The sequence below is a fragment of the Dysgonomonas sp. 25 genome (assembly GCF_010501075.1).
Lineage (GTDB): Bacteria > Bacteroidota > Bacteroidia > Bacteroidales > Dysgonomonadaceae > Dysgonomonas.
This window is the reverse complement of record NZ_QVMN01000012.1, coordinates 23,301-36,063: the sequence shown is the minus strand read 5'-3', so window position 1 is coordinate 36,063 and position 12,763 is coordinate 23,301. Positions and strand designations below refer to the sequence as shown.

14 protein-coding genes are annotated in these 12,763 nt (G+C 43.2%); 13 read left to right on the top strand and 1 reads right to left on the bottom strand.

All coding sequences use genetic code 11. The features are described 5' to 3' along the window. Positions 1 to 52: 52 nt before the first annotated feature. The 11 genes from D0T66_RS14810 (at position 53) to D0T66_RS14760 (ending at position 10,012) form a co-directional block, all read left to right on the top strand. Positions 53 to 1,486: an NADH-quinone oxidoreductase subunit N gene (locus D0T66_RS14810; protein WP_163358078.1), complete on the top strand. Its 1,434-nt coding sequence runs from the start codon at positions 53 to 55 to the stop codon at positions 1,484 to 1,486. A 111-nt stretch (positions 1,487 to 1,597) separates the two neighbouring features. After that, the gene (locus D0T66_RS14805) at positions 1,598 to 2,308 is read left to right on the top strand and encodes a MotA/TolQ/ExbB proton channel family protein (protein ID WP_163358077.1); all 711 of its coding nucleotides are present in this window, start codon (positions 1,598 to 1,600) and stop codon (positions 2,306 to 2,308) included. A 23-nt stretch (positions 2,309 to 2,331) separates the two neighbouring features. Then, a complete protein-coding gene (locus tag D0T66_RS14800) occupies positions 2,332 to 2,739 on the top strand; it encodes a biopolymer transporter ExbD (protein ID WP_163358076.1) in 408 nt (135 codons plus the stop codon). A gap of 136 nt (positions 2,740 to 2,875) precedes the next feature. Then, a complete protein-coding gene (locus D0T66_RS14795) occupies positions 2,876 to 3,421 on the top strand; it encodes an RNA polymerase sigma factor (RefSeq protein ID WP_163358075.1) in 546 nt (181 codons plus the stop codon). A 1-nt stretch (position 3,422) separates the two neighbouring features. Continuing rightward, positions 3,423 to 4,640 (top strand): hypothetical protein, encoded by a 1,218-nt coding sequence (locus D0T66_RS14790; RefSeq protein WP_163358074.1) that lies wholly within the window; start codon positions 3,423 to 3,425, stop codon positions 4,638 to 4,640. An 80-nt stretch (positions 4,641 to 4,720) separates the two neighbouring features. Then, entirely contained in the window at positions 4,721 to 5,557 is an 837-nt protein-coding gene (locus D0T66_RS14785) for a hypothetical protein (protein ID WP_163358073.1), read from the top strand. Between the two features lie 219 nt (positions 5,558 to 5,776). Beyond that, entirely contained in the window at positions 5,777 to 6,235 is a 459-nt protein-coding gene (locus D0T66_RS14780; RefSeq protein ID WP_163358072.1) for a single-stranded DNA-binding protein, read from the top strand. Positions 6,236 to 6,239: 4 nt separating this feature from the next. Beyond that, positions 6,240 to 6,824 (top strand): hypothetical protein, encoded by a 585-nt coding sequence (locus D0T66_RS14775; RefSeq protein ID WP_163358071.1) that lies wholly within the window; start codon positions 6,240 to 6,242, stop codon positions 6,822 to 6,824. Between the two features lie 27 nt (positions 6,825 to 6,851). Continuing rightward, a complete protein-coding gene (locus D0T66_RS14770) occupies positions 6,852 to 8,393 on the top strand; it encodes a glycosyltransferase family 39 protein (protein WP_163358070.1) in 1,542 nt (513 codons plus the stop codon). Next, positions 8,374 to 9,066, top strand: coding sequence for a porin family protein (locus tag D0T66_RS14765; protein WP_163358069.1), 693 nt, complete (start codon positions 8,374 to 8,376; stop codon positions 9,064 to 9,066). The genes D0T66_RS14770 and D0T66_RS14765 overlap by 20 nt, the downstream gene beginning before the upstream one ends. A 10-nt stretch (positions 9,067 to 9,076) precedes the next feature. Further along, positions 9,077 to 10,012: a TonB family protein gene (locus tag D0T66_RS14760; RefSeq protein WP_163358068.1), complete on the top strand. Its 936-nt coding sequence runs from the start codon at positions 9,077 to 9,079 to the stop codon at positions 10,010 to 10,012. 13 nt (positions 10,013 to 10,025) lie between these two features. On the opposite strand, the gene D0T66_RS14755 is transcribed toward D0T66_RS14760, so the two are convergent. Next, the gene (locus tag D0T66_RS14755; RefSeq protein ID WP_163358109.1) at positions 10,026 to 10,562 is read right to left on the bottom strand and encodes an HDIG domain-containing metalloprotein; all 537 of its coding nucleotides are present in this window, start codon (positions 10,560 to 10,562) and stop codon (positions 10,026 to 10,028) included. A 45-nt stretch (positions 10,563 to 10,607) separates the two neighbouring features. On the opposite strand from D0T66_RS14755, the gene D0T66_RS14750 reads away from it, so the two are divergent. After that, the gene (locus D0T66_RS14750; RefSeq protein WP_163358067.1) at positions 10,608 to 11,759 is read left to right on the top strand and encodes an exo-beta-N-acetylmuramidase NamZ domain-containing protein; all 1,152 of its coding nucleotides are present in this window, start codon (positions 10,608 to 10,610) and stop codon (positions 11,757 to 11,759) included. A gap of 104 nt (positions 11,760 to 11,863) precedes the next feature. Then, positions 11,864 to 12,694 carry a hypothetical protein gene (locus D0T66_RS14745; protein WP_163358066.1) on the top strand — a complete coding sequence of 277 codons (831 nt, stop codon included), beginning with the start codon at positions 11,864 to 11,866 and terminating at the stop codon, positions 12,692 to 12,694. The last annotated feature ends 69 nt before the right edge of the window (positions 12,695 to 12,763 follow it).

Here is a 12,763-nt window from a genome sequence, read left to right as displayed (position 1 = left end):
GAGCCTCCCCCTCAGGGAGGTTGGAGGGGCTGAAATTAAAAAGATATAAGAGATGGATTTGAGTTATTATTTGTTTATGAAGCACGAGTTATCACTTATTGTGGTATTTCTCCTTCTCATCATTTATGATTTGTTTGCTTCGGACAAAGCCAAGAAAGGTTATTACCCGTTTGCCTGCGTGGTATTCCTCATACATACGGTAGCCTGCTTCTTCTTCAGAGACGATGCCGAAGCTTTCCACGGCATGTATGTCACAGGCCCGGCATTTTATACAATCAAAAATATCTTGAATATAGGTGTATTCCTTATCTTCCTGCAAGCCAACCAATGGCTGTCGAAGCCGGATGCTATCGTCAAACGTGGCGAGTTCTTTATGCTCACCGTGCTTACCCTCTTCGGTATGTACCTGATGATTTCGGCAGGACATTTCTTATTATTCTATATCGGGCTCGAAACAGCTTCGCTTCCTATTGCCGCGCTGGTTGCTTTCAACAAGGCAAAACGCGAATCGGCCGAGGCAGGAGCCAAATATATGTTCAATGCCATATTTTCTTCGGCGGTGATGATTTTTGGATTATCTTTCCTCTACGGTTCCGCCGGGACGCTGTATTTCACCGATATCGCAGCAAACCTCTATGCCGGCCCGTTGATGATAATGGCTATGATTTTCACGGCTACAGGATTATTCTTTAAGATATCATTAGTACCGTTCCATATGTGGGCGCCCGATACTTATCAGGGAGCACCGACGAATGTGACGCTTTATTTGTCGACCATCTCGAAAGGTGCAGCCGTATTTGCGCTGATGATGATTCTCTACAAAGTATTCCCTGCGCTTTCGGGCACATGGCATGCTATCTTGTGGATATTGATATTGGTGACCATTACTATCGGTAACCTGTTCGCCCTCCGGCAGAATAATATGAAACGATTCCTTGCCTATTCATCCGTTTCGCAGGCGGGATTTATTATGCTCGGACTATTTTCCGGCACGAAATTAGGGATGGCTGCAACAATTTTCTATATATTTGTATATATATTTTCCAATTTGGCAGCTTTCGGCATAGTTTCCGTTATCGAAGACAGAACAGGCAAACTGAATATGTCGGATTATAATGGCCTTTACAAAACCAATCCGAAACTGACATGGGCTATGACGATAGCCATGTTCTCATTGGGAGGTATACCGTTTACAGCCGGCTTCTTCAGCAAAATGTTCGTATTCATGGCGGCAATGGAGGATGGTAGCACCGCAAGCATTGTATTGGTAGTACTTGCATTCCTGAATACGATTATCTCGCTTTACTATTACCTGTTGGTGGTGAAAGCGATGTTTATAAACAAAAACAACAACCCTATCGAGAAGGTGAAAAGTGATGGTTATATGAAAGCTTCGCTTATCCTTTCCATGGCAGGGATTCTTTTGATAGGAATAATAAGTTGTTTCTACAAATATATTGATAATATAAGCTTTGGAATATTCTAAAAAGGACAACATATAACATATAAGCAGGGTTCGGCAATGTATCTTTTCCCAGAAACAGATTATTGTCGGATTTTGTGTATTTATTAATAACCCGAAATTCATTCATAGATTATGAACTTGATTACGATTCTTCAGACCGCTACAACAACAGTTCTCGACACCGTGGGCGAACAACCCGACGCAATGCCTGTGGCCGACGAAAGTTATTTCAGCCTTGTATTGAAAGGCGGATGGATATTATTGCCAATCTTCCTGCTCTCGTTGCTTGCTATCTATGTCATTCTCAACAAATGGTTGCAACTGAACCGGATGGCGAAGCGCGATTCGATATGGTTGTCGCGAGTGACAGAATTGGTAGCCGAAGGAAAAATAGATAAAGCCCTCAAATTCTGCCTCGAAAAGCCATATGCACAGGCTAAGGTTATAGCGGCAGGATTGAAAGAGATAGACCAGAGTGTGGATGAGATTGAAGAAGCGATGGAAATAGAATCGCGCGTACAGCTCAGCATGATGGAAAACCAGATGAACTGGCTGGGTATTACCGCTTCTATCGCGCCGATGCTCGGATTCCTCGGGACGATATTCGGGGTAATCAAAATATTCTACGACATTGCCAAAACAAACGACTTGGCTATCGATACCATTTCTACGGGGCTGTATCAAAAGATGATTTGTTCGGGAGCCGGTCTCTTGGTCGGTATCATTGCATACACCGGATATTACGTACTCAACGGACGCATAGACAAAGCGGTGGTAACGATAGAAAAGGATGCCAACGAAGTAATCAAAGCTGTGCGTATCTATAAAAAGCAACAAGCATAATCATTCCCTAAAAACGATTTGTTATGAAAGTACAACGTAAAAAAAGTCGGGCTGCCGAAGTATATACTGCTTCGTTGAACGATATTATGTTCTTTCTGTTGCTGTTTTTTCTTATCATCTCTACCATGGTGACGCCTGCTGCCATAAGAGTGATGCTGCCGAATGCTTCGACCTCGGAACAGGTTGTTACAAAGAAAAATGTGAATCTGGTGATTACACCTGATTTGCGCTATTACATAGACGACAGAGAAATAGCGAAGGAAGAAATTGAGCCGACATTGGCAGCCATGCTTGCCCAAAAAGGCGAAAACGAAGAAATGAACGTATTGCTACAAGCCGATCGTAATCTTAGCTTGCAAGACGTAGTAGACATAATAGACATAGGCAACAAAGTCAAAGTGAAAATGATTTTGTTTACCCAAAAACCATAAAAAAATCTATCAAAAAAATGTTGTATATCTCCGAAAAAACCTCTTTTTTGGTTTTTTGTACCGCATTAATCGAAAATAATTGAATTAAGATGCAGCACTTTTGATATTTATGCATCTTTATAAGTGAAAACAGTGTATGAATGAACAGCAAATCATATCTGGCTGTAAGAACCAGGAGCGTAGCGCCCAAAAAGCTCTGTACGAGAAGTATTCTCGTATGATGTATGGGATATGCTTACGCTACTGCTCAGACACAGACGCAGCACAGGATTTGCTACAGGATGGATTCATCAAAGTGTTTACTAATATTCAATCATTTCAGGACAAAGGTTCTTTCGAAGGTTGGATGAAAAGGATTTTTATAAATCAGGCGCTCGAAAACATTAGAAAAGATAAAAAGTTAATACAGACGACGGATGATATACAAAACTATGCCGACACGATAGATTCCTCTACAGAAGAGGAAATGCATAATATTCCGGAGACTAAACTTTTAGCAATGATTCAGGAGCTGCCAAAGGGCTATGCTGCTGTATTCAATTTGTACGCTGTCGAAGATTATTCGCACAAAGAAATTGCTGAAATGCTGGGCATAAATGAGAGCACATCCCGCTCCCAATACGTAAGAGCCCGGCAGCTATTACAGGATAAGGTGAAGAACTATATAAAAGAAAATAGTTAACATGGCACTGGAGAACAAAGATAAAATAAAAGATCTCTTCTCTTCGAAGTTGCAAAACTTCGAACCGGAGGTTCCTGCGTCGCTTTGGGCAGGAATAGATCAATCTTTGTCGCAGCCAGCGGCTACTCCGGGCAGAGTATCGAAAATGCTTTGGCTGAAAGTTGCTGCTGCGGTTGCTGCAGTTGCCCTTATCACCGTGGGTATAATTATCTTCTGGAACAAAGAAGACGCCACGCCTGTTATGACACCGCCTGTGCAAATCGTGGAAAATCCTATCGACTCTGCCTATATCGAACAACCTGTAGAACCTGTAGCGCCGGAAAAAGAACTTCCTGTTTCGCCTCAGAGAACAGCTCCAAGATATGCAAACAGGGAAGAAGTGAAACCTGTAACCCCGGTAGAGAAGAAAGAGGACCTGAAAGAAGAACCGAAGGTGCAGGAGGCTCCTGTAGAAGAAACTCCGCTTGTAGTAGAACAGCCGGAACCGACCGACCTCCTTGTGGTGGAAGAGATAAAAGAAGAAGCTCCTAAACTTGTTCTGGATAAGAGATCAGGCGGCATGACCATCGGACTCTTATCTTCGCTCGACCTTTATGCCGATAAGAATACGCAGCAGGGAGGAATCCTTTCCTTTGCCGATGGGGAGCCACTCGACGAAGCATTATGCTACGGAAACAATATTTTCGAGATGGAGCATGACCGTCCGATATCTTTCGGATTGACTGTGAGCAAGGATCTTACAAACAACCTTTCGATAGAAACGGGGCTTGTATATACCTATTTGGCTTCGTCTATAAAATCGGATAATAACTTTAAATTGCGGGAAAAACAAAAATTCCATTACCTCGGTATACCTGTTTCGCTGAATTATACGTTCTTAAGATATAAACGCCTCGAAAGCTATGTTGCTGTCGGCGGAATGATACAAAAAGACATACACGGTTCGTACAATGGTAACTTGGATAGAGTGTTTGCTGACCAGACAGGAGAATACTTCTTTGAACATATAAATACAACTAAGAGAAATATTCATCAAAGCAAACCGCAATTTTCAACACATTTTAACGTAGGTCTTACTTATCCGTTATACAACAGATTGTATCTTTATGGCACTTTTGGCGGAGTTTATTATTTCGATGCATCGAATAAATACCGCACGATATATTCCGATAAAGATCTTCAATTAGACTTGAATCTCGGACTTAAGTGGAAATTTTAAATGATTAATAACCTAAAATAGTAGACAAGAAAATGAGACGTATTGCATTAATATGTGCTGTTGCTATAACAGCTTTATCTATGAGTTCATGTTTAGGAGACAGTGATAGTAGTATCTCTCCTCAAAAAAGCTTTGCTTATATTAACGAACAATGGATTGCCCAAACAGCAGAGATGATATACATCGATCTTGACAATACAGAGGCAGCCAATACACTTACGCGTGAGGATTGTGCCATACTTTCGTATAAACAAAAAAACTGGATACAAGGTGGACAGGTAAACAAGCCTGAATATGTACAGGTAGTAACGAAATTCTCGAGCAGTTTTATTAATAATTATGTTTATGTGGATGAAACTGCCCTTCCTGCTTATAATCCTGGAACTTCTACAATAGACGGCCAATTCTATCCGACCAGCTTTTCGCTTGCAATAGGCACTGGATTCCAGCCGCGCGAAGAATATTTCAAGGATAGAGGTCTCTTCTCATTTAGTGCCAAACAGGAAGATCTGGTTCAGAATGTTAAGGTTTACTTTGTATATGACCCAACAAAACAAACCGAGACAAAAAAAGATGACCTCGGGAACGACTATCCTGCTCCGATAGCAGATAAGAACCAAGCGATTATCGATGTTTACTTTGTGAATGATCCGACAGGATTTTCGGTATCGAGCGGAGCGACAAGCGCAAATTTTGTCGGTAACCTGAGCGATTTCAGAAATCTCTTTAGAGCATCAACGAGATACCAGGAAGTAAGTGACTTCTATGGCATCACTCCGGTGACATTCAAGTTCCGCTATACTCGTTTAGATACAAAGGCTTCACCCGAAACTAAGGTAGAAACATATCTTGGTAGCTGGGATTATGCCGACGGATTCTATTTAGCCTATGTTAACTCGTCTTCAACAGGAGGCTAATATAAACCGAATATAAGAATTACAAAAAGGAAGGGTACATGGTATTCTTCCTTTTGTTTTATCCCATAGGGACTATTAAAGAAAGAGACAGACAGGATGCACTCTCGAAAAAATTCCTATATTTGTACAATATAGCAATGCGCCGAGGCAGTTACAAACAAGCTCGATAGTGTCCGGCTTTCGCTACATTTGTTGATAATAACTAATTATAAATCAGATATGTCGATAAACAAAGTAATACTAATAGGGAATGTAGGGAAAGATCCCGATGTAAAATACTTCGACAACGGGAGTGTGGTAGCCAACTTCACCTTAGCCACTACCGAACGTGGATACACCGCTACCAACGGTACGCAGATACCCGATCGTACGGAATGGCATAACATTGTTTGCTGGCGAGGCCTGGCAAAAGTAGCCGAGCAATTTGTGCGCAAGGGTAGCCAGATATATATCGAAGGACGTATCCGCTCGCGTACCTATGATGATGCAAATGGTGTGAAGCGCTATGTAGTGGAGATATATGCCGACAATATGGAACTTCTGGGACGCAGGAATACATCCGAAATGGGCGAACAGCCTCAATCGTATTCTTCGCCCGCACAACCGGTGCAGACGGCACAACAGCCACCGCAAGCCCCATTCAGCAATACGAACGAAGAAGACGATCTACCGTTCTGATCCGATGAGGGCGAAAGGCTTCATATTGCCTTTACTGTTCTTTGTCCTCCTCTGTTCGTGCAAAGAGAAAGAGCATAAGCAAGAGCCGAAATCGGTTGCTTATCCATTCATCGAACGGGCAGGAAACGGGTCGGTCGAGTATCAGAATAAGAAACTATTGCTCCGGGTATCGGACGCTGCCGTTGTGAAATCGATAGACAACAACGAGAAGCCCGGTATATGGTTCGATATCACCTATCCGCAGTATAAAGCAACTATTTATTGCTCTTATCTGCCTATCACGAAGGAGACGTTCTACGATGCCGTGGAAGACAGCTATAAACTGGCATTCAGCCATGCCTCGCGGGCAGATGGTATCCGGCAGACAGCCTACGAAAACAGGGAGCATAACACGTCGGGCATTGTATACGAAATAGAAGGCGGAGTGGCTGTGCCGATACAATTCTTTGTGACCGATAGTGTGTCCAATTTCTTCCGTGGGTCGTTATACTACGATACACTTGTCAATCCGGACTCTGTTGCCCCTGTTACCGCCTATCTCCGCGAAGATATCGTTGCGATGATAGAATCGCTGGAGTGGAGAGACTAAGGTTCGAACTTAACCTGAAAAATACTTATGAGAAGCATTCTGTATACAAAAACTTTTCTCTATACCTTTCTCATTGTGGTGGGGACGATGTTGTTCCTCTACCTCGACTATATAGATATTCTGCTCAACTTCGACGATGCATATACCCTGCAGATGGCAAAACATTCGTTGGGCGATATCTACAACATTGCTACCACCAACGATGCCCATCCGCCGCTTTACTATTGGATGCTGAAAATCTATTCGTACCTATTCGGCGATTCTATTGTTGCCGGACGGGCGTTTTCTACTGTCGGCATTCTGGCGAGTATGCTGTTTTCGGCATTGGTTATCCGCAAGCGGTTAGGGGATAAGGTGGCGACCATATTTATCGTGTTGCTTATTATCTTTCCTGTGTCGCAGTATCTGGCAACCGAGATACGGATGTATTCGTGGACAATGTTCTTCACGCTGGCATCGGCTATCTATTCCTATGATGCTTATGACAAAGGACGTGTTATCGACTGGGTTAAATTCGTAGCTATGGCGCTTTGCGCTTCGTTTACGCATTACTATGGATTGGTGACGGTCATGTGGATGTTTACTATCCTCTTCTTCCTTCTCTTTTTCCTGAAAAGGAGGCAGCAAAAGCAGTTTATCATATCCTCGTTGGTGTATGGCGTATTCTATCTCCCTTGGATAGTGAGACTATTGTATCAGATGCGTCACGTAGGACATCAGTTCTGGATAAAGCCCGTTTCACTGGAAGATTTGCTATACCACATCTACTATTTCTTCTCTATCAAGAAAGACTGGCTTCCGTTCGACGATGAAACCAAGATGTGGCTGATGTATGGCTCGGTATTGATTATGGTGTTCATATTTATTTTGTTGGCCGATGTATATATAAAAGGATATGTCCGCAAAGATAAATTGGCGACGGCATCGGTTTTGTTGCTGGTTATATTCTTGCTGCCCATTGTCAGCGGATTTATTCTGTCGTATGCCTTCCGCCCGATAATCGTACCACGTTATATGACTTGTTCGTTCGGGCTTTTCCTCCTGTCCATGGCGATTATTATCCGCCGCTCGATGGAGACGAGGTGGTTCCGTATTCTGGCTATATTGACAATGGTGCTTCTTGCCGGCTATGGCAGCCTGCGCTATTATGCCACCTATCGTTACCTCAAGCAGGAGGTTCATGCATATAACCATATGCACCGGTTTATCAACGATAATCCTACCTATTCCAAGACCTTTTTGTCCGAATATTTCGAGAGTTCGGCTCTTTCGCGACTAAGTATTTTCTATCCCGAAAGCAACTACTATGTATTGATTCCCGAAGGCTGGAACGACAATCTGGCGCCGTTCAACATCAAAAAGGTTCATCACAAACAAGTTTTCGAAGGGGAATTTATCCTTGTTCAGAAACCGCACGAGGAAGGTGGTGTCACTGCTTCGGAATTCCGAAAAGCGTTGAATGTGAATTATATGGCTATGGATAGTACCAAGGCGCTGAATATGATACTTTACAAGATGAAAGTACGTCCTGAAAAAATAGTGACCGAAGATGAAATACAAACAAACTAAACGCGCAATACTGGCGCTCGTACTACTGTTTCTTGCTTGCCCCCAATTCCTGTCCGCTCAAACCAAAAAACATGGGTTCGAGGGTGAAGGGGGATTGTTATACTCCAAAGGCTTGGAGACCGAAATCTCGTTTTATCTGGGTGGGAAATATAACTATTGGTTGAATGATTATGTAGCCCTTTCGGGCGGAGGAATGGTTATCCATTCTTACCTCGATACCTACTTTTCCACATCGAAAGCAACCTACGATGTCGAAGACCATATTATCAACCTTGCCGGAAGTGTCGGAGTGAAACTTTCTACTCCCACAGTCAAAGGCTTCGGGGTAGAAGCGGATGCCGCTTTTTTGTTCGACCCTATTCCGTTCAATGCCGTGGTGATGGAAAAAAGATATTATTCTTTGCACGGGGATTACCGGGAGAGAGACAAGACGAAGATGGTATTTACCCAGTTCAATCCTTCCTATCATTTGCAGGTAGGGCTCTTTTACGAGAAAAAGCAACAAACAGGAGTTCTACGGTTTACGCTTGGGGCAGGATTAACCAACTACAACCCGTACCAGCCGTATTATCGTGCCAAGATAGACGGCGTCCGGTTGAAAGATGAATTGACGCTCCGCCCCGACAGGCAATCCCTTTCGATATTTTTCCGTGTATCGGGGTTTGCACTATAAATGCTTAAAAATGCGAAAGAAAGTTACTGTCTTATTCTTCTTTATAGTTTTGTTTCTGATTGGTTGTAAATCGTCTTACAATCAGGTGGTAGAAGTACCTTTCAAAACCGTTTATACCTGTCCGGCATTTTCGGGTGGAGACGAATACTACAAAAGATTTTTCAATGGAAATCTGAAATACCCTGATACATCTTTAGCAGAAGGGATTGAAGGATGTGTGTCTGCTAATTGGGTGGTCAATTATGCAGGTGAAGTAACAGGGGTGAGGATTGTTCAGGGAGTCGATTCGGCAATTGACCAGACTGTTCTGAAAGCAATAAAAAGTTTGCCACGCTATGCTCCTGCAAGAGCGAACGGAAGACCACATCGTTTGTTTTGTGCGGCGACCTTTGATTTCAGAATGGCACAAGCTAAGGAAAATGCAGAATCTAAGGACGAATATCTTCCGCAACCGGCTAATATTTTCACCTTTCCGGGCGGAGAAGATGCGTTGAAACAATATGTTGCAGCCAATACGGTGTATCCGAAAGAGCAATTGAAGCAAAGACGGAAAGGTTATGTGACTGCCTGTTTCGAGCTCGATAAGACAGGCAAACCTGTTAATATTGCAATCAGACCCTCTCCAAATAAGGATATGGAAGATTCGGTACGAAATATGCTTCTTTCTATGCCTTATTGGGTACCGGGGAAAGCACGTGCGCAATCAATGGATTTTGTATGGGAATTGACGGTTTTCTTCGATTATGAGAATAAATTGTTGGGGAAAAAGCCGAAAATCTCGTCGGAAGTGGAAGTTGCCGACTGGAAGTTTGATAATCTGACTATCTATCCCGAGACTATGACGGAGGAGGTAAATGAGTATATGCGCATTTATCCACAATTAGAAAAGATAATAAAGATATATGAACCGATAACGATTATCGGTTATCCTCCGCTCAAAAAGTAAGAACTGAGGGATATTACAAAAACATTTCGCACCACTTATCGAATTGCCTTACAGACTCTTCGCCGAAAGGAAGCAGTTTCTTTCGTGCCTGTTCGGGTGTCTTTTCTTCGCCGAGGCGTGTCTTGGAAAAGAAGCAATCGGCAAAACAAATTAGCTGTTCTTCCATGCTTTGCGGGCGCATATCGCGGTGAGGCAGCGGCAGCTTCTCGCGGATGATTTCTTCGAGGCTGATGCCTGTTCCCGTGTGCCTTTCGCAGACGAGGGCGTGACGCGGTAAGCCTTCCTTTTGTAATATTTCAGCCCCTAAATAGCCATGACAGAGATAGGGATATTCGCCAAAGCAATGGATAGCAGGCGCATGCGTCAGATAGATGCCTATGTCGTGCAACATAGCAGCCTCCTCCACAAATATAGCATCGGCATGTAGTTCGGGATGCTCTTTCACGATGGAAAGGGCTTTTCTCGTTACATCTGCGCTGTGCTTTACAAGCATATTGTAAATATCTGAACCTTCGGCGTAATACTTCTTTATCAGTGCTGTGGTATCTATCATAATTCGCAAAAATTGACTAAGTTTGTATAAATCTTACGTTGTATGAAACGCTATATACTTATTCTACTATATCTCCTGCCTCTTGTCGTGTCTGCCCAGCAAGTGCAACTCGGTGCCGACCGTGTAGACCAGATACGGGCAATTGTCCGCGACCAGCGTGTCGGGCTGATTGTGAACCAGACATCGGTGCTGACTAATGGAACACATCTGCTCGATACATTGTTGAGCAGCGATATAAAAGTAGTGAAAATTTTCGCTCCCGAACACGGATTCCGCGGAAATGCCGATGCCGGTGAAACCATCAAGGACGGGAAAGATGCTCAAACCAGCCTTCCCGTAATCTCCTTGTATGGCAAGAATTATAAGCCTACCCCCGAGCAACTGGAAGATATCGATTTCCTGATTTTCGATATACAAGATGTGGGTACACGCTTCTATACCTACATCAGCACGATGCACTATGCAATGGAGGCTTGCGCCGAGAACGGGAAGAAAATGCTTGTACTCGACCGCCCCAATCCGAATGATTGTATCAATGGGCCTGTACTGGATACTAAATATAAATCCTTTGTAGGGGTACATCCTATACCCGTTTTGCATGGGTTGACTGTTGCCGAACTGGCCAAGATGATAGAGGGCGAAAGCTGGCTGAAAGATAATCTACAATGCGAAATCTATGTCCTCCCGATGTTGGGGTGGCGACATGGACAGCCCTATTCGTTGCCGGTGAAACCTTCGCCTAATTTGCCGAACGACCATGCAATCGCTTTATATCCTTCGTTGTGCTTCTTTGAGGCGACCAAGATAAGCGTCGGGCGGGGAACGGATTTTCCGTTCGAGGTGATAGGTGCGCCCGGAAGCAAGTACGGAAAATTCACCTTTACGCCGAAACCGACCGAAGGAGCAAAATCGCCTATGCATAAAGGATTGACATGCTACGGCGAAGATTTGCGCGAATGGGAGACAGATGGAGATTTGGATTTGCAATTCCTGCTTCGAATGTACAAAAAATCGGGTAAAGGCGCGGCTTTCTTTTCCAGTCCGAAGTTTATGGATTTACTTGCCGGTTCGGACAAGCTGCGTAAGCAGATTATTGCCGGAAAGCCTGAAAAAGAGATTGTTGACAGTTGGCAGGCAGACTTATCAGCCTACAAAGAAATACGCAAGAAATACCTGTTATACCCCGATTATTAAATATAGGGGAAAAGTGTTAGTTAAAGGCTATTCAGAATTTGTTTCCGAAGGCTATATAATGTATATTTGACTTATAATACTTCGTTAAACTAAATCGGATAGATATGAAAAAGTTACTGTTCCTTTTGCTTTCCGTTTCATTGTTTTCCTCTTGTTCTTCCACTTATTACCTATCGACGCTACGAACAGTAAATCCGGAGGTAGGACAATCGGAAAAAGGTGACTTCCTGATAGAGAATGATAGCTTGCGCATCACTTACTCTTTCAATGGCGAAAATGCGCCTATTCAGATTACCATTTTCAATAAATCTTCTCTTCCTCTGTATGTGGATTGGCAACGTTCGGCGCTTATCATCGACGATACGGCTATCAGTTATAGTGGTAAGACGATGAAGATAGACGGAGGTGTTCAAGGTTCCTCTTATTCAAATTCTTATCAATATAACAGGCATTGGGGCGAGAACTATGGGGAATATCAGGGGAGTATCAGAGGAAACGTTGAAATCCCCCAAACAGTATCTTTTATCCCGCCCAATGCAAAAATTACGGAAACACCTTTATTCCTGAATGTGAATTTCAAAGATATCCATGACAAAACTTACCGCAAGGCTAAGCTGGGTACGTCAGACGGGCATCTTATCTCTGTGGGGAGAGTAGATTACACCGAAGAGAATACTCCATTGACTTTCAAAAGCTACTTGTCTCTCAACTTCGAAGGTCAACCTGTAAAAGCTTATCAGAATGAGTTTTATTTGTCTAATATCCTCAAATCGGACGAAATATCACCTAAAACTGTTCCGCAAAGCTTAAAGGATAGGGGAGACCTTTTCTATGTAGAGAAGGCAGCGGACAGAAGGGCATTGAATGCTGTCCTGATTACATCTCTTATTGTGGGCACTGCCGCGATAGATGTATGGGCCGATTCGAGAGAATAGGTTTAAAGAGCATAAAATTTTGTAATCATACTATAAAGTCAGCCGCGATGGTTGACTTTTCCTTTTTGT

Excerpts from the sequence above, each read along its gene's own strand:
- D0T66_RS14810 (WP_163358078.1), top strand. The coding sequence starts at position 53 with ATGGATTTGAGTTATTATTTGTTTATGAAGCACGAGTTATCACTTATT.
- D0T66_RS14805 (WP_163358077.1), top strand. The coding sequence starts at position 1,598 with ATGAACTTGATTACGATTCTTCAGACCGCTACAACAACAGTTCTCGAC.
- D0T66_RS14800 (WP_163358076.1), top strand. The coding sequence starts at position 2,332 with ATGAAAGTACAACGTAAAAAAAGTCGGGCTGCCGAAGTATATACTGCT.
- D0T66_RS14795 (WP_163358075.1), top strand. The coding sequence starts at position 2,876 with ATGAATGAACAGCAAATCATATCTGGCTGTAAGAACCAGGAGCGTAGC.
- D0T66_RS14790 (WP_163358074.1), top strand. The coding sequence starts at position 3,423 with ATGGCACTGGAGAACAAAGATAAAATAAAAGATCTCTTCTCTTCGAAG.
- D0T66_RS14785 (WP_163358073.1), top strand. The coding sequence starts at position 4,721 with ATGAGTTCATGTTTAGGAGACAGTGATAGTAGTATCTCTCCTCAAAAA.
- D0T66_RS14780 (WP_163358072.1), top strand. The coding sequence starts at position 5,777 with ATGTCGATAAACAAAGTAATACTAATAGGGAATGTAGGGAAAGATCCC.
- D0T66_RS14775 (WP_163358071.1), top strand. The coding sequence starts at position 6,240 with ATGAGGGCGAAAGGCTTCATATTGCCTTTACTGTTCTTTGTCCTCCTC.
- D0T66_RS14770 (WP_163358070.1), top strand. The coding sequence starts at position 6,852 with ATGAGAAGCATTCTGTATACAAAAACTTTTCTCTATACCTTTCTCATT.
- D0T66_RS14765 (WP_163358069.1), top strand. The coding sequence starts at position 8,374 with ATGAAATACAAACAAACTAAACGCGCAATACTGGCGCTCGTACTACTG.
- D0T66_RS14760 (WP_163358068.1), top strand. The coding sequence starts at position 9,077 with ATGCGAAAGAAAGTTACTGTCTTATTCTTCTTTATAGTTTTGTTTCTG.
- D0T66_RS14750 (WP_163358067.1), top strand. The coding sequence starts at position 10,608 with ATGAAACGCTATATACTTATTCTACTATATCTCCTGCCTCTTGTCGTG.
- D0T66_RS14745 (WP_163358066.1), top strand. The coding sequence starts at position 11,864 with ATGAAAAAGTTACTGTTCCTTTTGCTTTCCGTTTCATTGTTTTCCTCT.